The organism is Xenorhabdus sp. KJ12.1, assembly GCF_963876495.1.
GTDB classification, from domain to species: domain Bacteria; phylum Pseudomonadota; class Gammaproteobacteria; order Enterobacterales; family Enterobacteriaceae; genus Xenorhabdus; species Xenorhabdus stockiae.
Window position 1 is genome coordinate 123,711 of the sequence record NZ_CAWNQH010000013.1, and the last position, 20,571, is coordinate 144,281.

26 protein-coding genes are annotated in these 20,571 nt (G+C 47.3%); 22 read left to right on the plus strand and 4 right to left on the minus strand.

The window, feature by feature from the left end; all coding sequences use genetic code 11:
- The 22 genes from AACS92_RS02710 to AACS92_RS02815 all read left to right on the plus strand — a co-directional run bounded on the left by AACS92_RS02710 (window position 1) and on the right by AACS92_RS02815 (window position 17,132).
- The gene (locus tag AACS92_RS02710; RefSeq protein WP_099109827.1) at window positions 1–1,293 is read left to right on the plus strand and encodes a DUF2213 domain-containing protein; all 1,293 of its coding nucleotides are present in this window, start codon (window positions 1–3) and stop codon (window positions 1,291–1,293) included.
- Window positions 1,293–1,787, plus strand: coding sequence for a structural cement protein Gp24 (locus tag AACS92_RS02715; RefSeq protein ID WP_099109828.1), 495 nt, complete (start codon window positions 1,293–1,295; stop codon window positions 1,785–1,787). The genes AACS92_RS02710 and AACS92_RS02715 overlap by 1 nt, the downstream gene beginning before the upstream one ends.
- Window positions 1,787–2,854 (plus strand): major capsid family protein, encoded by a 1,068-nt coding sequence (locus AACS92_RS02720; RefSeq protein WP_099109829.1) that lies wholly within the window; start codon window positions 1,787–1,789, stop codon window positions 2,852–2,854. Before AACS92_RS02715 ends, AACS92_RS02720 begins: the two co-directional genes overlap by 1 nt.
- A 54-nt stretch (window positions 2,855–2,908) precedes the next feature.
- Window positions 2,909–3,259: a hypothetical protein gene (locus tag AACS92_RS02725; protein WP_099109830.1), complete on the plus strand. Its 351-nt coding sequence runs from the start codon at window positions 2,909–2,911 to the stop codon at window positions 3,257–3,259.
- Window positions 3,259–3,696 (plus strand): DUF4054 domain-containing protein, encoded by a 438-nt coding sequence (locus tag AACS92_RS02730; protein WP_099109831.1) that lies wholly within the window; start codon window positions 3,259–3,261, stop codon window positions 3,694–3,696. Before AACS92_RS02725 ends, AACS92_RS02730 begins: the two co-directional genes overlap by 1 nt.
- Window positions 3,693–4,154 carry a hypothetical protein gene (locus AACS92_RS02735; protein WP_099109889.1) on the plus strand — a complete coding sequence of 154 codons (462 nt, stop codon included), beginning with the start codon at window positions 3,693–3,695 and terminating at the stop codon, window positions 4,152–4,154. The genes AACS92_RS02730 and AACS92_RS02735 overlap by 4 nt, the downstream gene beginning before the upstream one ends.
- 2 nt (window positions 4,155–4,156) lie before the next feature.
- Window positions 4,157–4,525 carry a phage collar protein gene (locus AACS92_RS02740; protein ID WP_099109832.1) on the plus strand — a complete coding sequence of 123 codons (369 nt, stop codon included), beginning with the start codon at window positions 4,157–4,159 and terminating at the stop codon, window positions 4,523–4,525.
- Complete coding sequence (locus AACS92_RS02745; protein ID WP_099109833.1) at window positions 4,515–5,027, plus strand: phage gateway protein; 513 nt, start codon at window positions 4,515–4,517, stop codon at window positions 5,025–5,027. The genes AACS92_RS02740 and AACS92_RS02745 overlap by 11 nt, the downstream gene beginning before the upstream one ends.
- Window positions 5,028–5,036: 9 nt before the next feature.
- Window positions 5,037–6,524 carry a DUF3383 domain-containing protein gene (locus tag AACS92_RS02750; RefSeq protein ID WP_099109834.1) on the plus strand — a complete coding sequence of 496 codons (1,488 nt, stop codon included), beginning with the start codon at window positions 5,037–5,039 and terminating at the stop codon, window positions 6,522–6,524.
- Window positions 6,525–6,548: 24 nt separating this feature from the next.
- Window positions 6,549–7,001, plus strand: a complete 453-nt coding sequence (locus AACS92_RS02755; protein WP_099109835.1) for a phage tail fiber protein — start codon at window positions 6,549–6,551, stop codon at window positions 6,999–7,001.
- A 54-nt stretch (window positions 7,002–7,055) separates the two neighbouring features.
- Entirely contained in the window at window positions 7,056–7,514 is a 459-nt protein-coding gene (locus tag AACS92_RS02760; protein ID WP_099109836.1) for a hypothetical protein, read from the plus strand.
- 86 nt (window positions 7,515–7,600) lie between these two features.
- Window positions 7,601–9,733 carry a hypothetical protein gene (locus tag AACS92_RS02765; RefSeq protein ID WP_099109837.1) on the plus strand — a complete coding sequence of 711 codons (2,133 nt, stop codon included), beginning with the start codon at window positions 7,601–7,603 and terminating at the stop codon, window positions 9,731–9,733.
- On the plus strand, window positions 9,730–10,260 hold the full coding sequence (locus AACS92_RS02770; RefSeq protein ID WP_099109838.1) for a phage baseplate protein: 531 nt from the start codon (window positions 9,730–9,732) through the stop codon (window positions 10,258–10,260). Before AACS92_RS02765 ends, AACS92_RS02770 begins: the two co-directional genes overlap by 4 nt.
- Before the next feature lie 11 nt (window positions 10,261–10,271).
- A complete protein-coding gene (locus AACS92_RS02775; RefSeq protein WP_099109839.1) occupies window positions 10,272–10,592 on the plus strand; it encodes a phage baseplate plug family protein in 321 nt (106 codons plus the stop codon).
- On the plus strand, window positions 10,558–11,373 hold the full coding sequence (locus tag AACS92_RS02780; RefSeq protein ID WP_099109840.1) for a baseplate hub protein: 816 nt from the start codon (window positions 10,558–10,560) through the stop codon (window positions 11,371–11,373). Before AACS92_RS02775 ends, AACS92_RS02780 begins: the two co-directional genes overlap by 35 nt.
- Before the next feature lie 2 nt (window positions 11,374–11,375).
- On the plus strand, window positions 11,376–12,068 hold the full coding sequence (locus AACS92_RS02785) for a Gp138 family membrane-puncturing spike protein (RefSeq protein WP_099109841.1): 693 nt from the start codon (window positions 11,376–11,378) through the stop codon (window positions 12,066–12,068).
- Window positions 12,065–12,409: a hypothetical protein gene (locus AACS92_RS02790; protein WP_099109842.1), complete on the plus strand. Its 345-nt coding sequence runs from the start codon at window positions 12,065–12,067 to the stop codon at window positions 12,407–12,409. Before AACS92_RS02785 ends, AACS92_RS02790 begins: the two co-directional genes overlap by 4 nt.
- Complete coding sequence (locus AACS92_RS02795) at window positions 12,402–13,589, plus strand: baseplate J/gp47 family protein (protein WP_099109843.1); 1,188 nt, start codon at window positions 12,402–12,404, stop codon at window positions 13,587–13,589. Before AACS92_RS02790 ends, AACS92_RS02795 begins: the two co-directional genes overlap by 8 nt.
- Entirely contained in the window at window positions 13,586–14,239 is a 654-nt protein-coding gene (locus AACS92_RS02800; protein WP_099109844.1) for a DUF2612 domain-containing protein, read from the plus strand. Before AACS92_RS02795 ends, AACS92_RS02800 begins: the two co-directional genes overlap by 4 nt.
- Window positions 14,240–14,243: 4 nt before the next feature.
- Entirely contained in the window at window positions 14,244–15,440 is a 1,197-nt protein-coding gene (locus AACS92_RS02805) for a hypothetical protein (protein ID WP_241537931.1), read from the plus strand.
- A 464-nt stretch (window positions 15,441–15,904) separates the two neighbouring features.
- A complete protein-coding gene (locus AACS92_RS02810) occupies window positions 15,905–16,081 on the plus strand; it encodes a hypothetical protein (protein WP_193756917.1) in 177 nt (58 codons plus the stop codon).
- A gap of 4 nt (window positions 16,082–16,085) precedes the next feature.
- Window positions 16,086–17,132, plus strand: a complete 1,047-nt coding sequence (locus tag AACS92_RS02815) for a hypothetical protein (RefSeq protein WP_099109845.1) — start codon at window positions 16,086–16,088, stop codon at window positions 17,130–17,132.
- A gap of 45 nt (window positions 17,133–17,177) precedes the next feature.
- Here the strand turns inward: AACS92_RS02815 and AACS92_RS02820 are convergent, their stop codons facing one another.
- The 4 genes from AACS92_RS02820 to AACS92_RS02835 form a co-directional block, all read right to left on the minus strand.
- Window positions 17,178–17,927 (minus strand): glycosyltransferase family 25 protein, encoded by a 750-nt coding sequence (locus AACS92_RS02820; protein WP_193756918.1) that lies wholly within the window; start codon window positions 17,925–17,927, stop codon window positions 17,178–17,180.
- 11 nt (window positions 17,928–17,938) lie between these two features.
- The gene (locus tag AACS92_RS02825) at window positions 17,939–18,730 is read right to left on the minus strand and encodes a glycosyltransferase family 32 protein (RefSeq protein ID WP_099109847.1); all 792 of its coding nucleotides are present in this window, start codon (window positions 18,728–18,730) and stop codon (window positions 17,939–17,941) included.
- Window positions 18,731–18,807: 77 nt separating this feature from the next.
- Entirely contained in the window at window positions 18,808–19,053 is a 246-nt protein-coding gene (locus AACS92_RS02830) for a hypothetical protein (RefSeq protein ID WP_099109848.1), read from the minus strand.
- Window positions 19,054–19,530: 477 nt separating this feature from the next.
- On the minus strand, window positions 19,531–20,571 hold the full coding sequence (locus tag AACS92_RS02835) for a tyrosine-type recombinase/integrase (RefSeq protein WP_099109849.1): 1,041 nt from the start codon (window positions 20,569–20,571) through the stop codon (window positions 19,531–19,533).

Consider the following 20,571-nt stretch of genomic DNA (forward strand, 5'->3'; position numbering starts at 1 on the left):
ATGAGTAAACGCACTTACGACCTGAACGGCTGGCTGGAAGTTAAAGATAACCCCATCTCTAAAGTGGGGGTTTTTGATTATCTGGGGTCGGAAATTGGCGCTCCCGTTGCCGATCAGATTTACAAGGTACTGCGCCCACAGGAAGAATTGGAAAATATCGCCACGATCAACTCATTCAAACTGATGCCGTTTGTGGATGAGCACGAGATGTTAGGCAAAGAGGCCACCCCTGCCGAGAGAAAAGGCATTGAGGGTGTGATTGGTGAAAGCGTCTATTTCGACTATCCCTACCTCAAAGGCAATATCAAGATATTATCCAGCTCTGCCTTAAATCAAATCAACAGCGGCAAGATTGAACTCTCACCGGGTTATCGTTGCCGTTACGACTTCACGCCGGGCACGTTTGACGGCGAGCACTATGATGCCATTCAGCGCGATATTCGCGCCAATCATCTTGCACTGGTAGAAGAGGGGCGAACCGGCCCGGATGTCGCTGTGCAGGATCAACGCATTATTACCATCGATACTAAGGAGTTAGTCAGCATGGCTACCGAAGAAGACAAAGACAAAAAAGATCAGCCGACCACCGATAATAGCGGTTTTACGCCAGAACAGACCGAGGCATTGCAGGCGATGATTGCGGCTGCAATAACGGGTTCTGGTCAGGCACCGGCAAAGGATGATGATAAAGAGCAAAAGGACAACACAGACGCTGACCCCGACCCAGAACAGAAAGCCCAGGATGATGTGGAAGAGAAAGTCGAAGATGCGGTAGAAGAAGCCGAAGCTGCTGCTGAAACTGCCGAATCCGGCGATCCTGAAGCGGTGGAAAATGCCGAAGTTGCTATTGAAGCGGCAGAGCAGGCGATTGAAGAAGCCAAAGAACATCTGGATCAGGCCACGACCGATAGTTTGAATCGCCGCCTCAAACGAGTTCGTCGGGGCATACAGGCAATGGATGATATTTCTCGCCTGAAACGCAAGGTTAATAAGCTGGAGAAAGCGAAACCCACCTATGACACGGGCGATCTGATTAAACAACTGGCAGGCCGTGACACGTTGGTGCACAAACTCACACCGTTTGTCGGCGTATTTGACCACAGCAGCATGACCAAGCAGGGCGTAGCGGAATACGGTATCAAACATCTCGGTATTCCCTGTCAGAAAGGGCAGGAAGTGATCGCACTGGATGCGTGGATGCACGGGCGTGTGCCTGACTCGCAAAAAAACACCTCAACAATGGATGCGGCAATCAGCCAGCAATCCATCAAAGACAAATGGAGCACAGCATAATGGCCATACCAAAAAGTGTTGCCAACGGCCTGATATCGGGTGTTGTTGGTGAAATTTCACACGAAGGCCCAGTGCGAGTGACGGCGGCTGTTCTGTCCTCGGCGGATGAAACCAAGAATGGGTTCGGGCTGGCCTATACCTATAAAGATAACCATGCCGAAACGGTGCGTGTGGGGGGTGATGGCGCTTTTGCCGGGATTATGATCAACCCAAAAGCCTATCGTATCGGGGCGGAGTATGCTCTAAACGGCACCACCGGCGAATTCCTGACGATGGGCGAAGTGTACACTCAGCTTGAAACGGGTGTTGCGCGTATCAATGCGCCAGTGGTGTTTGACATTGACGGCAAACTGTCTGCCAAAGAGCCGATAACCGCCAATGACCGGGTGATTGGCTTTATCTCCCGTCATGTGGAGTCAGCAGAAACACCCGATCTGTGTGTGGTTCGCCTGACTGAAATTCCTTATCCCGTTGCAGCGCAGGGAGGTCACTAATGGCTGTCAGTAAAGAAAAGTTTCATTTGTCCGGGCGAGAAATCAGTCAGCGAGGACCGTTACATATCACAGCAGACCAGAAGTGGACCTATAGCGAACTGGCACAAATCGGTTTTGGCGGGCTATCGGCGATGGACTCAGCGCTAACCGGTCCGGCGATGAGCGGCGGTTTTATTCAGCGTCATATGTTACAGCATGTGTTGCCGGGATTGATCCGTACTGCCACCCGTATCCGTATTCTGGATGAGATCACAGGGGTCATGACCGCCGGTGAGTGGCACGATGAAGAAATTATTCTGAATGTTGCCACGCCGACGGGTAAGGCCGAGCTGTATGGTGATCATACTAATATCCCGCTGGCCTCCTATGTACAGGATTTGGAACACCGTGGCATTGTCCGTTTTGAACAGGGTTTTCAGGTCGGTAAGCTGGAAGAGGCTCGCCAGTCAGCCGCCGGTTTTGAAACGGCAGCAGAAAAACGTCATGCTGCTACTGCATCACTGGAGCAATCCCGTGAACGCGTGGGCTACTACGGCTTTAACAGTCCGCAGACCCGCGTTTTTGGTTTGCTGAATGATCCTAACCTGCCCGCGTATGAGACGGCGAAGCAACCGTGGTTGCAGGCTACGTTTGCCGAAGTGACCGGGGATATGAACACCCTGTTCGACCGGCTCGAAAAATCGTCCGGAGGCCGCATTAAAGACAGCGATTCGATGACAGTGGTTTTACCTCTGGGCTTCCGTTCAGTGCTGAGTAAAGCGAATCCGGTGGCGCAAGGGGAAACGGTCAGACAATGGGCGAAGGAAAACTACCCAAACCTGCGTTTTATCTTTTCGCCAGAATTTGTCGGAGCTAACGGCGGGGGAGATATCACTTATCTGTTCGCTGACAGTGTGGATGATGGTTCTACCGCCACTAATGCCACCCTGCTGCAAGTTGTGCCCGTGAAATACCAATTGTTGGGTTCTGAAAATGGCATCAAGGGCTATCTGGAAGATGCAACCAACGCCACCGCCGGTATTTTTGTTACCCGTCCGTGGGCGATCACCCGCTTAACCGGCATTTAATCTCAGCCCTCTGCTGAGGGCACTTTGTTTATTCTTCAAGGCAGGAGTTTCTTCATGTCTCAATCTCTCTATATCTATTGCACCCTGTCCAACGACCAGAACTATACCGTGCGTGACGGTGCGGTGTTTATTCACGGGCAGGCCAATATCATGACCCGGGCGATGCATACCCCACGCGGGCGTGTGACCGAAGTCAGTGCCGAACAGTATGCCCAGCTTAAAGACAACCCTGTTTTCAGGCTGCATAAGGAAAATGGTTTTATCACTGTCGAAAGCCGCGAGGCCGATCCCGAAAAAGTGGCCACTAATATGGAGGCCAGCGATCAGTCGGCCCCCAATACGCCGGAATCATTGGAGGCTGAGGGCAAAGATACCCCGAAGATTAATAAAGGTAAGGGCAAATAATGAACACGGATACATTCCCCCTGAAAGCGTTTCGGGTGTTGTATCCGCAGTTTGATGCTCAACCCGATGAGGATATCGAAATCATCGCCCAATCCGCCCGGCATTACTTTTCACCGTGCCGGGGTGTTTGTACTGACGAACTGTGGATTCTGGTGGTGGCGCATATGCTGCAACTGCGCCAGTTAATGGCACAGGGTGAATCGCCAACGGGCGTTGTCACTGCCGCGACCATGGGTAGTGTCAATGTCAGCTTTACTGCCCCACCTGTGGGTTCGAATACCTCGCACTGGTTTAACTTAACGCCTTTTGGTCAGCAATATCTGGCGTTACTCAATCGTTGTGGGCGTGCTCCGATGTATGTGGGTGGTCGGGGCGAACGATCGGCCTTTCGCGGTGTGGGTGGGCGTTTCCCAAATCGGGGGCGAGTATGGCGATGAGCCCGAAACTGACCCGGCTCAAGCAGGTGTATGACGAGCTGGGCAAGAAGCAGCTTAAAGTCGGCTTCTTTGAACACAGCAAATACCCCGATGGCACGCCGATTGCGTATGTGGCCGCGATTCAGGAACTGGGCAGTCCTGCTGGCAATATTCCGCCTCGTCCCTTTATGCGCCCGGCGATGCAGGATAATCAGGACAGATATGCTGATTTGATGCTTCGTGCTGCTAAAGCCGCTATTGGCGACACTCTCTCAGTCTCCGATGGTCTGAGCCAGATGGGTGGTGTTGCCGTCGGTGATATTCAGCTTGCTATCCAAGCTGTGACTACGCCGCCACTGAAAGACAGCACCGTGAAAGCACGGGCAAGCCGTCACAGCAAAGGCAAAGCAACCCATAAGCCATTGGTGGACAGCGGCCTGATGCTGCAATCCGTCACGTTCAGTGTGGAGGACAAATAATCATGTTCGGCAATTTACAGCGCATTGCCTCGCGCTATATCCCGCAACAAACCGTACAGTGGTATCGCTTCCGATCGCGTGAGCTGGATGAATTAGGTCAGTGGCAAAACACCTATCATGATCCGATAGCCATTCGCGGAAGCTGGCAGGCCATCGATACGCAGGATGGGCAGGACATGGGGCTGGATACAGCGAAAGTCTACCGTAAATTCTACACCACGCACGATATCCGCCATATCCAGCGGGAGCAGTCGCCGGATTTTATGGTTTTTGCCGGGCGTCGCTACGATGTGATGGGTGATGCCGACTGGTATACACAGGACGGCTGGCTGTCGATTGTCTGCATTGAGGCCGGTGAGTATGACGGATAATGACGTTTATATTGCCCTGCGCGCACAGCTGTTGAAGCAGTTAAATGAGGCGGGGATTGCTGTGCCTGTCGTCGCAGGTTTTCAATCGACCAAACAAGGACGAGAGAACCGCTTTGTGATGTTTTTTCCTATCAGTGAGAGCGCTCACGGCTGGCAAGGGAGAAATTATCATTGCACCGATCGCAACGCCAACCATCGTGAAATCCAGATTGTGGAGAAAACGCTACAGGTGCAGGGCGTAGGGCGTTTTGAACAGTACACTGCGGGTGATATGACTGCCACCGTGCGCATGATCATGAACTCGCTACCCTTTGTGGAGACACTGCGCAAGCAAGGGATTGGCATCCAACGCGCAGGCAATTTACGGATGCCATTTCTGATTAACGATCAGGGCAACTACGAGTTGTCACCCTCGTTTGATATCACTATCACCCATTCACGCTACATCAAACCCAACACAGCTACGGTCAATGTGCTGTTTCCTGATCTTTATCGAATCTAAGGTGACTTTATGCCGATAAAACAAACCCGATACGTCGATATCGCCAGTGCGGTGATCGGTGCATCCAGCGTACCCATGCGCAAACTGACGGGACGCTTGTTTTCAACCAACCCGAAAATTCCGGCAGGCAAAGTATTAGAGTTTGCTTCCGGTCAAATCGACGCCCTGCTAGGGAGCGACTCGCCAGAGGCCAGGTTTGCCCGACAGTATTTTAGTTACGTGAGCCCTGCGCCTGTCAGTAAGCCGAAAGAGTTACAGATTGCCGCTTATGAGCCGATAGGCCGGACACCGGCGATTTATGGTAGCAAAGCCGCTGTCCTTGATGAACTGAAAGCACTGGTTGATGGCACTTTTACTGTGACGATTGGCAGTGTCATGAAAACCTTCACTGATATTGACTTATCGAAGGCGACTTCCTATGCCGATATTGCTTCTGCGGTACAAGCCAAACTGAACGCGGAGAAAGCCCCGCAATTTGCCAATGCTTACCTGACCTTTAACGCAATGGACAGTGCTTTTGTCTTAAATGGCGGGGTGCAGGAGAAAGCCGAGATCAACGTGACCTATTCGGTACTGGCGGATGCGATGGGGCTTTCATCCGGCAACCGTTCGGCAGGCAATGCTGCACAATCGCCACTGGAGGCTTTCATTGCCGCCGAGAAAATTTCTGATTCGTTCGGTAGCGCGACCTTTTTAACGGATATGGCTCTGCCGCAAGCGGTTGAACTGGCAGAGTATGTGGCCGGGGAAAATGTCAAATACCAGTTGCATGTGTCGGTCACGGCGGAAAAAGCGGAAGACTGGAGTGCCGCACTGGTCGGTACGGCATCGACCGGATTGAACCTGAAAACGGATGAGCATGTTTTTGTACAGGCATTACCGATGGCGATCATGGCCGCCACTGATTATGACCGAAATAACGCGACCACCAACTATATGTACCGCCAGTTTGGGGTGACTTTCCCCTCTCAAATCAGCGCCGATCTGGATGCTGACCGGTTCGATAAGCTGCGTGTTAACTACTACGGCGAAACGGCTGTGGCGGGGTCACAAATTCGATTCTACCAACGCGGCTTCTTGTGTGGTTCGTCCTCCAATCCGCTGGATATGAGCGTTCATGCTAACGAACAGTGGCTGAAAGCCCATATTACCCAGCAATGGTTCAGTCTGCTGATGGCCACACGCGGTATTCCGGCGAACAAAGACGGCGAAGCCCGTGCTATGACCATCATTGCAGGTGCCGTCACCAAGGCGCTCAATAATGGCACTATCTTACCGGGAAAGACCTTAACCGACGTGCAGAAACTCGCGGTGAGTGATGCCTCCGGGGATGATTTGGCCTGGCATGACGTACAGGATAAAGGCTACTGGTATAACACGCAGGTCGTGGAGCAAACCGGGGCTTCCGGCCAGCCTGAATATGTCATGAAATACGTGCTGATTTACGGTAAGGGCGACTGGGTACGTAAAGTCGAAGGTTCCCACAATCTAGTTTAAGGTTGGTTTTAAGGAGTAAGAAAAATGTACGATATTTCCGCTACCGGCTTAAGTCTGGTGATACAGGCCAGCACCACATTCCCGGCAGGCATTCAAATTACCCAGTTTGCGGATGATGCCGACCCACTGGACTTACCCGCTGTCGATATTGCCCAGACCGGGATGGATATCAACGGTAATTTGACTTACTGGTCAACGCCGACGCCACAAACGGTGACCATCAACGTACTGGCAGGCAGTGAGGAAGATGAAAACCTTGCCATCTTGTTAGAAGCCAATACTGCCAAGAAAGGTCGCCGCCATGCCGGTGACATTATCACGTTGGTTGCCTCCTATGGTGATGGTTCGACCACCACCGCCCGTAATGGCAAGATCACCAACGGCAGTCGGGGTAACTCTGCTGCCAGTGCCGGGCGATTGAAATCGAAGCAATACACGTTTGTCTTTCAGGATTTTGACCGCACTCGCGCACGCTAAGTGCTTTTTCATCACATCGGGCGGATTTTCCGCCTTTTCTGATTTGAGACCGTTATGTTAATTAAACCCAAAACCATCGTTATCACGGATGCCGACCGTGAGGAACATACCTTTATTATCAGCCGACTGCCAGCCACCATCGGGCGCGAGATTCTGGCGAAATACCCGCTGTCCAATGCGCCGAAAATTGGCGATTACGCTATCAGTCATGAGGCGATGCTGAAGATGATGCGCTATGTGGCGGTTGAGCGTGATGGTGACGAAATTTTGCTGAAAACCCAGACCCTGATTGATAACCATGTGCCGGATGGCGAAGCATTGATCCGCCTCGAACTGGAAATGCTGAGGTACAACACCAGTTTTTTCGGGACCGACGGGAGCCGCGGTTTCCTCCCCTTTCTGCTGGACAAAATCAGCGGTTCACTCCCGTCGATTATCAAAACGCTGATGGCTTCATTGCCGTTATCGTCAGCGCAGGCTACGCCACCCTCACCGAACTCAAAACGTCCATAGATTTGGAAGAGGCGTTTGACCTGTGGGAGATCGCCATCACCAACCGTTATAACGAAGCGTTAGCCGCGTCAACAGCGAGGTAATGTATGTCATTGTTAGATACCTTTGTGCAGGTATTTGAATTTGATACCCGTCAGGCTGATGCTGCCTTTGAATCATTCCGTCGTTCGACCGATGACATGCTTGCTGATATGCGGCAGGTACAACAGGCAGCAGAAGCCGGTGCGGGCGGGTTTGGTCAGTTTGTGCAGGCATTGGCAACGTCATTGCAAGCCGTTGCGGGCGGAGAATCGCTTGATATTGATGTCAATATTCATGATACGCAGGAGAAACTGGACGCAGTACGCACCCGGATCAGCGAACTGGAAACGGTGCTTGCCACACTGGACAGTCAGCGTGAGCAAGCCAGTCTCGGCTTACAGGACAGCGGGACAACCGTGACTGAACTGACGGCACAGTATGATCAGTTACAGGGGGAATTGAGTACGCTCAATGGTGAACTGGATAGCCTGACGGATGCCGAGAAAAAGAACGTCAAAGCGAAAGAAGCGGTGAATGCCATTGTAGACGTGTTGCAAGCTGATTATGCCCGGTTTGTCGAAACGATGCGGACTAAAGGCATTCAGGCGGCGATTGATGAAGCCAAAGCCCAACATCATCTTCAACGTGCGCTGACTGAGACTGACAGCAAATACAAAACTGCCGGTGAATCCTTGGCAGGATTTGCGACCAAAGCCCTGGGTGCGGTCGGTATCGTGATGAGTATCGGTGGGATTTTTGCTGATGCGGTGTCACGTTCACAAGAAATTGAAGCACTGGATAAACTCGGCAAGAAAATCGGCATAGCAACGGAGGATGTTGATGCGTTTGGTGGTGCAATGGCAGAACTGGGCGGCTCGCGTGAAGCGGCGCAGGCTGACCTTGAGGCGATGTCACAGGCCTTCGGCAACACGACCCACAAGATGGAGAAGATCCTGACCACCGCCGATAAAGTCAAGGGCATGAAGTTTGACAAAGCCAAGGCAACACTGGTCGGATTGGGCGTCTCCGATGACAAAACCGTCGAAATGATGATGAAAGGCCGTAAAGAGCTGGAACGGGTGATGGGGATCCAGAAAGAGTACGCAGGCATCACCAAAGAGAGCATCGAAAAATCGGTCAAATTCAATGCGGCGATGAACAAGTTTCAGCAATCATCGGGCCTGCTCAAAAATAGCTTTCTGGAAATGGTCATTCCCGTTCTCGCTAAAGGCATGGACTGGCTTTCCCGGTTTATCGGCTTTTGCAAAGAAAACAAGCACCTCATTATTGGCTTTTTTCTGGCTATCGGCGTTGCTGTTGCGGCCTATTACGTGCCGCCGATGCTGTCAGCTGCGGCGGCGACACTGGCAGCCACCTGGCCCATATTGGCGATTATTGCCGCTATTGCGTTGCTGGCGGCGGCCTTTGCTCTTGTTTATGACGACATTATGAACTTTATTGAGGGCAATGATTCGATGATCGGGTGCATACTGGATAAGTACCCGATGGTGAAGAAAGTGATCATGCTGCTGTGGGAAACGTGGAAAATGCTGTTTGGCTACCTGAAGGCGATAGTGAAATTTATCGCCGATTTGGTCATTGATGCGTTCAATACGATGGATCAGAAAATCACTCAATTTATTAACTGGCTGTTAAGTTCCATGACGGATTTACTGGCATGGGGTAAACAGTTCAGCGGTGTCTTTGATTCGGTGTCCGATGCCGTTGTGGGGGCATTTGAATGGATGTGGGAACAGGTGAAAAAAGTCATTGGCTGGATAAGCAAAGGGTTGGATGCCGTATCTAAAGGTCTCAGTACCGTCAAGGGTTGGTTTGGCTTTGGTGAGGATAAGACAGTGGAGCTGGTTGAGCGTTCCATCAATGACGCGGGTGAGATCACGACCAAACCACCGAAACCCGATAATATCAACGCCGATGATAAACAAGCCCTGAAAGCCGATATCGATAAACTGAACCAGAGCCTGACCGCCGCATCTAATAACCCGCTTAATCCGGTCACCAGTCAGGCTATCAGCAACCAGTCGCACCAGACTCATGAAACCAATACCCAAATCGGCGAAATCACTATCACCACACAAGCCACGGATGCCCAAGGCGTCGTTAAGGATATGAAAGGTGAGCTGAATAACCAACTGAAAGACTTAGGCCAACAAACAGCGACAGGAGTGGAGAAATGATCACTGAGGTGAAAATTTTTAATGTGGACACGTTTGTCACGTTGTTTGAATCAGCCAATCCTTTGCAGGTGAGTGTGCGTGATGAGCATAAGGTGACGAAGTTTCAGGTGGAGAACGGCGAAACCCGCAGTGACCATATTGTGATTGAAGCGGTGGAGATTGGTATGGAGGTGCTGCTCACCGGCGAACTCAAGAACCACTTTGCCGCCATGCAGCAGGCTTACGATACGCACCAACTGGTAGGTATCCAGACACGGGTGAAAACCTATCAGCCGATGATCCTGACTAATTTGTATCATGACGAAGTGCCGGAGATGGCGGATGCGATTAAGTTATCGCTGCGCTTTGCCGAATGGCGCACCATCGAACCGGAATACGGCGAGCTGCCACCACGTCGGGTGGCGAAAAAAGCCCAGTCCGGCACGGTCAATCGGGGCAATGTCCAGACTAAAGACGTTGAGGGTAAGAAAAAATCCATCGCCACTAAAATCATGGATGGTGAGGGCTTATTCGGGACAAAACAATAGCGGAGGTTAATATGCGTGAAATCCCGTTACGGGCCATTCCCAATCAACGGCTGGCCGTGACGCTTGGTGACACCAATTGGGTGATCACCCTCAAAGCCGCCAGAAACATGATGCTGTGCGATATTCAGCGTGATGATGTGATGATTATTCAGGGCAGCCGGTTAATGCCCAATGCCCCATTAATTCCTTATGCCTACCTCGGTTCGACCGGTAATTTTTCCTTATTGACTGAACAGGATGAACTGCCCTGGTGGGAACAGTTCGAATCGACCCAAACGCTTATTTATTGGAGTGATGATGATAGACCTGCGACGCATCCGGCTGGGGATTGAAGTCAGCGGGCGGCTCAACTGGTACGAAGGCATGCGCATCTCAGCTTCCGGCACCAAATACGCCAATCCGCTACAAAATGAATGTTCGGTCAAGATTGATGGTCTGAGCAGCGATACCCGCGATTACCTTCTCACTCAGACCAGTCCCTACACTAAAAACAAACAACCGCGCCGTTTGATACTCGAAGCCGGTCGGGTGAATACCGGACTGTTTCGGGTATTTGTCGGTGATATTGTCAGTGCTGAAATTGTCTCACCACCCGATGTCACGTTGACGCTGAAAGCCAAAACAGGCAACAGCCGTAGCGGTGATATCGTCTCATCCAGTGGCGGAGCCATCAAAAAGCTGTCTGAGATTGCACAGGGGATCGCCAATGACTGCAAGGTCAAACTGGATTTTCAGGCCAGCGAGAAAAACATTGCTAACTGGTACTACTGTGGCGCGGCATTGTCACAAATTGCCCGCTTGCAGGAATCCGGCGGTGTCAAAGCTTTTATTGATGATGATGTGTTGTACGTCAAAGACAGTGATAAAGCGCTGAAGAATCGCCTGCGTATCCTGAATATGAAGTCGGGCATGGTGGGTATTCCTAAAGCCACTGAAAAGGGCTTAGACGTCAGTTTTCTGATTGATGGTGAATCTTTTTTGGGCGGTATGTTGCGCCTTGACAGCAAACTGAATAAATCGCTGAACGGCGATTACCTTATTGAGCAACTGAAATTTGATATTGCCTCCCACGATGATGCCTTTTTCTACACCGCCACCTGTAAGCGAGCGTAAACATGAACCAACCCAATAGCGATATCGCCAGTGAAGGTAGTCTGGCGGGGCAATTTATGGCGGCTTTCCGCAATCTGCTGCTCAATGTGGAAGATATGCTGCCTGCCACGGTGGTCAGTTATGATGAGCACACCAACCGTGCAGTCATTAAACCGCTGGTAATGATGGCCACCACTGAAGGACAGACAATATCCCGCGCACCGGTGCAGAATATCCCGGTATTTCGTTTTGGCGGCGGGGGCTTTTTTCTGCGCGTTCCCATCAAGCCCGGTGATTTTGGCTGGTTAAAAGCCAACGACCGGGATATCAGCTTGATCTGCCAGCGCGGTGGACAGGAAGACCAGCCGAACACGGCACGGCTGCATTCGTTCAGTGATGCGATGTTTTTCCCCGATACCCTGAAAGGCTGGGTGATTGAGGGCAAAAATATCGATGCCTTGGTTATCCAGTCAATGGATGGCAGCGTTTGTTTGTCACTGCACAAGGATAAGGCGGTACTGGACACGCCTAAATTTGAAGTTAACGCACCTGAAACGATATTCACCGGCAATGTCATGATTAATGGCAACCATGCGGTCAATGGTAACAGCGATTCTTATGGCGGCACGATGCACCATAACGGATGCAATATCGGAGATACCCACCAACACAGTGGTGTTCACACCGGTGATAGCCATACAGGAGCACCGTTATGATCACTTTTGCGGTGGATGCCAATAACGATTTGGTGCTGGGTAATGATGGCAACCTGTCACTGTGTAAAAACGCACAAGCAGTCAGGAACCTCTGCACTCACTATGCCCGTGCCCTGCGCGGGGAAATGTTGCATAAAGTCGATAAAGGATTGCCGTACTGGAAAACCGTGTTTGGTCGGCAAGCTGATATTCCAATGTTTGAAGCGGCGTTCCGTGAACGCATGCACGAAGTGGCGGGTGTGGAAGAGGTGGTTTCGTTTGAAGCCACGATTGCTGATAACACATTGCGTTATCTCACCACTATCCGCTCTATTTATGGGAGTTTTACCTTCAATGGCTGATTATCACTACGTTACCCGGCAGGGCGTGATTGTGCCGGATACGGCAGAGTTACGCAGCGGGGTGGAAAATGACTTTTACGCTGCATTTGGTCAGGATATCGACCTGTCACCGGAAACTCCGCAAGGTGTGTTGGTGACGATGGAGATTGAGAACCGTGATGCCATGGTGCGTAACAATGCCGAACTCGCCAACCAGATAAACCCGGACATTGCCGGTGGACTCTTTTTAGATGCGATCTGGGCACTGATGGGGGGCGGGCGTTTTTCCGCCACACGGTCTTATCTCAGTAACGTAGAATTTAGCGGCGTACCTGATACGGTGATCCCGAAAGGGTCACAGGCGGAATCGGTGACCGGCGCACGATTTGAAACGATCAGTACTCTGATTATCGGCAAGAACGGCAAAACCACCGGTGATATGCGGGCGGTTGAACCGGGTAGTATCGAATGCAAAGCCGGACACCTTGAGCGTGTGGCCAGTTCGATTCTGGGCTGGGAGACTGTCAAAAATCCGACTCATGCCGTTGTCGGGCGTGAAGCCGAATCGGATATCAGTGCCCGGCGTCGCCGTAAACAGACACTGGCCAGAAATACCGTCAGCGTGGGCGAAGCGATCACGTCTTCCCTGTACGAATTGGAAGGGGTGAACTCGCTTTCTTACCGGGAAAACGCGACCGCACAGATACTCACCCTTGATGGTATCAAACTGCTGCCCCACAGCGTGTATGTTTGCGTGGAGGGTGGCGACCGGGAAGCCATTGCCCGTGCGTTGTTGCGTACCAAAACCATTGGGGCAGCCTATAACGGGCAGGAAGTGGTGATTGTCACCGAACGGGTGAGCGGGCAGGAATATGAAATTCGCTTTGATAGACCGACGGAGAAAATCGTTTTTTGCCGGGTGACCGTGAAGAAATCGACGGTGGATGCCCAAAGCCTTATTCCCGCTGCTGTCGAGCAGTGGGTACGGGGTGAACTGGACGGTGATAGCGGTCTGGTCGTCGGGCGGGAAGTGTCACCGTTTGAAATTTCCGCTGCTATTAACAGCATCGAACCGCGACTGTTTATCACCAAAGTGGAGTTGTCCACCGATGGCCAGCACTGGTTAATGGGGACAATTCCCATCAAACTTAACGAAGTAGCCCGATTGCATCGCGGCTCAGTGCAGGTGGTGGTCACATGAAAATACAGTCTTTTGATTTTCATTCTGATCTGCTGCGCGCCATCCTCTGGCAGTACGAAAACGCTCCGAAACTCAACACACTGGCGTACCACAAAGCCGCCTATTTTGAACAAAGCCATGTGGCGTTCTGGCTTAACTGGTATCGGGATGTGTTCAATATCGATACCGCCAATGATTTCGGGCTGGCGGTCTGGGCGCGAATTCTGGATGTGTCACTGGGAATTGATGTGGCCCCCAGTGATAAAACTAAAATCGGTGTGGGCTTTGGTAAGAAACGTAATTTTAAGGGCAACTTCCGGCGTAACAGTGATTACACCCTGCAATTAACCTCCGGGCAAAAGCGACTGATTATCCGTATGCGCTACTTCAATCTGACGCAAAGCCCGACAGTAGTTAACATCAATACCTTTTTAGAACGCTTTTTCTGGCGTGATGACAGCAAGGTCTTTGTGCTCGATCCGCTGGATATGACGTATATGTATTACGTTTTTAACTTCAATCCTGACGAGCAGTTACGGGTCTTACTGGAAAACTTTGACCTGATGCCCCGACCTTCCGGTGTCGGCGTCAAATTCCGTGTCGTCACGAAAAAAGCCTTTGGCTTTGGTAAAAAACACACCAACTACTTAAGCAGTAACTTCGGAGCTTAAATCCATGACTAAAATCTTTAAAACCCCCTTTGCTGCGCAAGGGGACAGGGTCGCTATACCTAATGAAGTCCAGCCAGACGGCGCGGTATCTTATACGCAGGGCTACGGTTACGATTACGAGCGTGACCAGAATACCGATCCGGCAGCGAAAGATATCGAACGCGAGAAAATGAACGGGATTTTCCACGATATTACGGAAGCCGTGGGAGAAATACAGACGTTCGGTACGGCGCAATGGGCAGTAGAAGCACAGCCTTATCCGTTACGGGCACTGGTGTATCACAAGCAAAAATTGTGGCAATCCCGTATTGAGAATAACAAAGAAGCGCCCGCAGCAGGCAATGCTTGGCTTGAACTCAAAGCCGACCTAACTGCCGGAGAGGTTGGAGCATACAACAAAGAGGAGGCCAACCAACGCTTTCAGCCATTGGGCAACTATACGTCTGCGGGGTACAGCTATGGCAAAGAAGAGTCTGATAATCGTTTTCAACCGAAAGGCAACTATCAACCTGCCGGGAATTATACGCTGAAAGGGGAGAGTTACACCAAGCCAGAATCAGATGGTAAATACCAGCCGACAGGTAACTATCTGGCTGCCGGTTATAGCTATTCTAAAGACGAAAGTGACGGGCGTTTTCAGCCGAAAGGCAATTATGCGCCTGCTGGTAGTTATGCCCCGAAAGGCGAAAGTTACACTAAACCCGAATCAGATGCTAAGTACCAGCCACAGGGTAATTACCAGCCAACAGGTAATTACGCCGTGCGGGGGGAGAGCTACACGAAAGGGGAGTCCGATGGGAAATATCAGCCTCGTGGCAATTATCAACCTGCTGGAAACTATGCTCCGGCAGGGAATTATGCGGTTAGGGGGGAGTGTTACACAAAAGGCGAATCTGATGAGCGATACCAACCTAAAGGTGCGGGTGTGAATGTCCGCAAAATTTTCTCTGGTAACTGGGGCAAATGGGGTAGTGCAAGCTTTACTGAGGATGTCAGAGGTAAGTTTTTGTTGTTTAAAGGTCATGCTTCAGGTTGGTTTGCCCCTGCTGTAATTTTGCCTGTTGGTGGGTGGCAATACGAAGTTTCTTGGTATGCTGGTGGTAATTCACAATTCCACATTTTTACATTATCAGGTGATGGGCGAAGTGCAAGTTGCCAGGATTCTTCATGGAGCATAGGGGAGATTTGGCTGATTAATTAATTATGGCATTTTATTTTTTCGTAATATTATAGTTTTCCTTTGTAAGAATCAAAATCATTAGTCATACCCTGATTTACAAAGCAATAATAAATTTGATATGAGCTAAGTGAGATATATTGATATTATTTCACTTGGCATTTTTTTAATGCAGAAATACTAACAGTGGATAAGCCAGCTGGTGTATCACTAATAATAACAGTTTTTATATTAACTCCAATCACAATATGGTTACCCACAAATATCACGAGGTGTTTCATTGGACATTATTGTCGAAATAAATTTTATTAATGTTTTATATGACATCCTTCTGCTATAAAAAGATAAATTCTTACATCACTAACAAAAATTTATTAAAACAGAAAGTTCCGTGTTGATAAACCCAATTTGATGTTTACGGGCGGAAATGACCACACCGCCTTCATATTACTTAGCAAAATACTTTGTTGATTAAATGAGGGTTATATATGAATACTCAAGATAGTAAACCTGATAAGGCGACGAAAAAAGATAATGTATTTCCTGATACTCCAATCAGGAAAAAACAAACTGTCACACTAAATCAAGCTGAAAACAGTGTCAGTAATATCTTTGGCTTTGGCTACTCACATGCCAATTTCTTCAACAGCTACTTCGGAGCCTAATCTCATGACAAAAACATTTAAAGTTCCCTTTGCAGCGCAGGGAGATAGAGTTTCTATTCCTGATCAGCCTCGAGAAGATGGTACTGTTTCATATGCTCAAGGTTATGGTAGTGGATATGGACTTGATCCAAACGAAGATCCTGCTGCCATGAATATCGAACGTGAAAAGATGAATGGTATTTTCCACGATATTACCGAAGCCGTGGGAGATATCCAGACCTTTGGCGCGGCGCAATGGACAATGGAGGGCCAACCTTATCCTCTGCGTGGATTGGTTTACCATAAGCAGAAACTCTGGCAATCCCGCATTGAGAACAACAAAGAAGAGCCAAAAGCAGGGAATGCATGGGTAGAACTAAAAGCTGATCTGACTGCTGATGAGGTGGGGGCTTATAGCAAAGAAGAATCGGATGCCCGTTTTCAACTTCAAGGCAATTATGCCCCTGCCGGAAACTATGCGTTGAAAGGCGAAAGTTATACGAAGCCAGAGTCGGATGGGAAATATCAACCCAAAGGCCAATATCTGGAGAATGGCTATAGCTATTCTAAAGCGGAAAGTAACAGTCGATATGAATCAAAAGGTAACTATGCCCCTGCAGGGAATTATGCCTTGAAAGGAGAGAGTTACACTAAGCCAGAGTCGGATGGGAAATATCAATCTAAAGGAAACTACCAACCAGCTGGTAATTATCAACTAGCAGGAAATTATGCACTGAGAGGAGAAAGTTATACAAAAGGAGAATCTAACAGCCGATACCAACTTAAAGGGGCTGGGGTGAATGCTCGTAGGGTTTTCTCTGGAAGTTGGGGAAAATGGGAGAATGTTGGGTTTACTGAAGATGTCAGGGGTAAGTATTTATTATTTAGAGGTAATGGTTCTGGCTGGTTTGCTCCAGCTGTCATTCTTCCAGTTGGTGGATGGCAATATGAAGTTTCTTGGTATGCTGGTGGCTACCCACAATTTCATATCTTTACATTAGCTGGAGATGGACGAAGTGCGACTTGTCAAGATTCATCATGGAAGATGGGGGAAATTTGGGTGATAGATTAATATATTGGATATGATAGAAAGCCCATGTGGGCTTTCTATATGATACTAAGATAATTCTTTTATTTCATAGATGAATTTTTTAAGGAGTAAATCTTTCAGTCTATAAAATTGATAATTCGGCTCTTGCTTCTTTAATTTATGACGATATGATTCTCTTTCTTTTTTTAATGAAGATCTCTCTGTCTCTATTGAAGAACTAAGTGTATCTAGATCAAATGTACTGATAACATGTGGAATAATACAGTACACATTTATAAAGTGTCTAAATTTGAATATACCCCACATATCAGCTTCATATTTTATTGGCTTTAATTCTTTTAATAATTTTTTCGCCGCGATTTTATTTATCAAATATCCATACGTGCCGCTGGCTTCATATGCTTGATATATATGCAATTCTTTTGCTTCGACCTTTCTGTTATTAACATATTTTTCGGCTTTGTTGAGTAAGTATACATTAGGCTTTTTTATATTATCTATATTTTCTATCTCTGATATGACATTATGAATATTATCAGATAATATAGCATCATCCTCCAAGATGAGAGCATGAGAAATTTTTTCTTTAATAATTTTTTCGTATATGAATAAGTGACTTAAAGCGCAACCAATTTCACCTTTGGTTAATCTGCAGTTAGGGTAGTCATATACCAACTTTGACACTTCACAATCAGTTAACTCAGCACCATTTACAGCATCTATAAACTCAATGTGTAAGCTCAATGTGTCTGCTTGTCGCTGTATAGCTAATCTGCGGTCTAAATTACTTTTAATATTAATGACAAATATTTTCATAATATGAACCATTATCTTTTCATTATTAATACATATTGTTTATTTTTTGATACGGGGATTTTGAAAAGTACTTTTTCCTTTGATGATACTTGAGGTTCTCCTGTATCTCTTAATCTAATGAAACGAGAGAAAATTAGTTTATTTTTATAAAATTTTAATTTATCTTTGCGGGAATGAGAGGGTAACCAAGAACCATTGAAATGATGTATTGCAAAATTTATCATACCTAATTCAGGAGTACAGAAATAATTAGATGGATAAATAATTGAGTTATCATTTAAATAGGTTTTTTTTGTTCCATCATATGGGGGTAATAAGTTGAATTCACTTTTAAAATAAGATGTTATTTTTATTATGTTGGTTTCCAGATCTAATCCATTAATTGTTTCAAAATATAGATCATTATATTGACTTAATAAATCACCAATAATAGCATTTTTCTTTTTTGCTCCCATGACCGCTGAAGTGATAGGGTAGTATTCGTCGCCTTTTTCATAACAACTAAAAAAATCTAATTGTAAGAACTCATCCATGTTTTTGGTAATCTCTACATCAGTATCTAAATAGATTCCACCTTCATGGTAAAGAGCATAGAGTCTAATGTAGTCAGAAACAAACGCCCATTTTTTATTCTGGTATGCTTGTTCTGAGTATGTATTTTTGATTTCTTCAAATCTTTCGTTGTTCCATTCGATGATTTCATAATCAGGGAGATGTTTCTTCCAGCTATCTATACATTTAAGTACCAACTCGGGTTTTGGTTGATTACCTACCCACACGTAGTGAATTTTTTTGGGGATCATATACTGCTGCCTTAATCAATTGATTTTATCCATTATAGATGAGTATACATGAATCGATGTAGGATTTGATGCAGGGATTAATTTTGCACTGACTCTAAATACTCCTGCCACTCTTTCCATACATAATCCGGGTTAATATCCGAGTAGCCTCTTTTTTCATCCATAGCTTGGTTTACCGAAACAGGGCAAACTATGCATGTACCATTATCACGAATATCTTCGACTTCCTCTCTGGTCAAAGGAGTCCCTTTTTTATTCTGAGCATGTACAAGGAGTAAGATCAAGGCAGGAACGTATGCCAGTTCTAATTTTTCTTCGTCCATTAATCAAATCTCTGCGTTATTTCAAATGATACCCATAACTCAAAACATCAATATCGTTGTTATGTTTTCAACGTTGACTATTTAATCAAAAATAAATTTCTACTGTTTTTTGTCGATCAGCGCGCGAGAAGAAAACATCACTGCTGCCAATTTTGCTGCCAAAATATTAGGAATGGATATTAGGATAATATTAGGAATGTGATTTTGATCAAAGAAAAAAGCCACCTTGCGGTGGCCTTTTTTATTCCCCAACTCACTGTTTTATCAGTGGTTTTTAATTTGGTGCCCAGGGCGGGACTTGAACCCGCACAGCCTTACAGCCGAGGGATTTTAAATCAGTATATATTTACTTAAAAATCAATTCGTTGTTATTTTTTTCAGAACATAAGGGATTTTTCTCATGTAATAAAAACAACATGTTACGGGTTAAAAATGACTTATGTTCTGAACATTTATAAGCATCAGACACAAGGTACTTTAACTCCCTTGGTGTTTGTTCTTTCCATTTTTTTGATTGCCTACAACAGGCACTATTTCCACCTTGCGATTATATCTGGCAGTCTGACCGATGTTCTTATGACCGGAGATAACTTGCTTTTCTTGTAGTGTTCCTTCAAGGTCAGAAATACCTTTCGCCTTCAGATCGTGAAAAGTGAAATTAAAATCTAATTCTGGAAATTGTTTAGTAGCAGTCTCTTTCGCCTTGAACCATCTACTATTAAATCCATCTCTGGTATACCTTTTTCCATTATCTTGATGGAGAACATATAGACTATGAATACCTTCTTTTCGTGGAAGAGATTCAGCCATTTTGATAGTCTTCCTTAATCTCTCTGACCATCCTTTGATTTGCTTCTTTCCTGTCTTATGCTGCTTGATGTAAATACCGGCTTCCATTAACTGATCTTTACGAAGCTCTAAGATATCTTTCTGTCTAGCGCAGCAAAGATAAGCCAATTCCATAGCAACCTGAATAATAAGAGGGGAAGAGTTATAAAGTGCCTGATACTCCATGTCAGTAATGTAACGTTCACGCGTGTTTTCGCGGTATTGCTTAACACCTTTACAGGGGTTGCCTTTAACCAATCCTCGCTCATATCCCCAGCGGAATACTCGCGACATGAAGGATTTCTCTCTGTTAGCTTGCGTTCTGCTCTTTAAGCCCCGCTTATCCATATATTTTCTAATGTGCTCTGGCTTAATGTTATCAGGGTTCATTTTGCCAAAGACAAGAATAATTTTTCTGGCGTATTTCTGATAATCTTTCTGTGTGTCTGCTGCAAGTTCTATAAAATCAGCAGAGCGTAAGAAATGATTTGTGAGTGACTCATAATTAAAAACATTTTTCTCATCGTGGAGGTATTTTTCGTAATGCTTCCATACAACTGATTTATCAGTATCCAGAGCACACAGACGGATAGTACGCCCGTCCGGGTGCTTAAATTCATAGGCAGACCGACCTCGAAATACACGCGGTGGCATCCAGTTATCTTCTGGGTTTTTCCTTTTTCCGGCCAT

Coding starts and splice junctions, on each gene's coding strand:
- AACS92_RS02830 (WP_099109848.1), bottom strand. CDS start 19,053: ATGGACGAAGAAAAATTAGAACTGGCATACGTTCCTGCCTTGATCTTA.
- AACS92_RS02710 (WP_099109827.1), top strand. CDS start 1: ATGAGTAAACGCACTTACGACCTGAACGGCTGGCTGGAAGTTAAAGAT.
- AACS92_RS02750 (WP_099109834.1), top strand. CDS start 5,037: ATGCCGATAAAACAAACCCGATACGTCGATATCGCCAGTGCGGTGATC.
- AACS92_RS02755 (WP_099109835.1), top strand. CDS start 6,549: ATGTACGATATTTCCGCTACCGGCTTAAGTCTGGTGATACAGGCCAGC.
- AACS92_RS02785 (WP_099109841.1), top strand. CDS start 11,376: ATGAACCAACCCAATAGCGATATCGCCAGTGAAGGTAGTCTGGCGGGG.
- AACS92_RS02780 (WP_099109840.1), top strand. CDS start 10,558: ATGATAGACCTGCGACGCATCCGGCTGGGGATTGAAGTCAGCGGGCGG.
- AACS92_RS02800 (WP_099109844.1), top strand. CDS start 13,586: ATGAAAATACAGTCTTTTGATTTTCATTCTGATCTGCTGCGCGCCATC.
- AACS92_RS02740 (WP_099109832.1), top strand. CDS start 4,157: ATGTTCGGCAATTTACAGCGCATTGCCTCGCGCTATATCCCGCAACAA.
- AACS92_RS02775 (WP_099109839.1), top strand. CDS start 10,272: ATGCGTGAAATCCCGTTACGGGCCATTCCCAATCAACGGCTGGCCGTG.
- AACS92_RS02795 (WP_099109843.1), top strand. CDS start 12,402: ATGGCTGATTATCACTACGTTACCCGGCAGGGCGTGATTGTGCCGGAT.
- AACS92_RS02730 (WP_099109831.1), top strand. CDS start 3,259: ATGAACACGGATACATTCCCCCTGAAAGCGTTTCGGGTGTTGTATCCG.
- AACS92_RS02835 (WP_099109849.1), bottom strand. CDS start 20,571: ATGGCCGGAAAAAGGAAAAACCCAGAAGATAACTGGATGCCACCGCGT.
- AACS92_RS02825 (WP_099109847.1), bottom strand. CDS start 18,730: ATGATCCCCAAAAAAATTCACTACGTGTGGGTAGGTAATCAACCAAAA.
- AACS92_RS02745 (WP_099109833.1), top strand. CDS start 4,515: ATGACGGATAATGACGTTTATATTGCCCTGCGCGCACAGCTGTTGAAG.
- AACS92_RS02765 (WP_099109837.1), top strand. CDS start 7,601: ATGTCATTGTTAGATACCTTTGTGCAGGTATTTGAATTTGATACCCGT.
- AACS92_RS02725 (WP_099109830.1), top strand. CDS start 2,909: ATGTCTCAATCTCTCTATATCTATTGCACCCTGTCCAACGACCAGAAC.
- AACS92_RS02720 (WP_099109829.1), top strand. CDS start 1,787: ATGGCTGTCAGTAAAGAAAAGTTTCATTTGTCCGGGCGAGAAATCAGT.
- AACS92_RS02820 (WP_193756918.1), bottom strand. CDS start 17,927: ATGAAAATATTTGTCATTAATATTAAAAGTAATTTAGACCGCAGATTA.
- AACS92_RS02790 (WP_099109842.1), top strand. CDS start 12,065: ATGATCACTTTTGCGGTGGATGCCAATAACGATTTGGTGCTGGGTAAT.
- AACS92_RS02810 (WP_193756917.1), top strand. CDS start 15,905: ATGAATACTCAAGATAGTAAACCTGATAAGGCGACGAAAAAAGATAAT.
- AACS92_RS02770 (WP_099109838.1), top strand. CDS start 9,730: ATGATCACTGAGGTGAAAATTTTTAATGTGGACACGTTTGTCACGTTG.
- AACS92_RS02715 (WP_099109828.1), top strand. CDS start 1,293: ATGGCCATACCAAAAAGTGTTGCCAACGGCCTGATATCGGGTGTTGTT.
- AACS92_RS02735 (WP_099109889.1), top strand. CDS start 3,693: ATGAGCCCGAAACTGACCCGGCTCAAGCAGGTGTATGACGAGCTGGGC.
- AACS92_RS02815 (WP_099109845.1), top strand. CDS start 16,086: ATGACAAAAACATTTAAAGTTCCCTTTGCAGCGCAGGGAGATAGAGTT.
- AACS92_RS02760 (WP_099109836.1), top strand. CDS start 7,056: ATGTTAATTAAACCCAAAACCATCGTTATCACGGATGCCGACCGTGAG.
- AACS92_RS02805 (WP_241537931.1), top strand. CDS start 14,244: ATGACTAAAATCTTTAAAACCCCCTTTGCTGCGCAAGGGGACAGGGTC.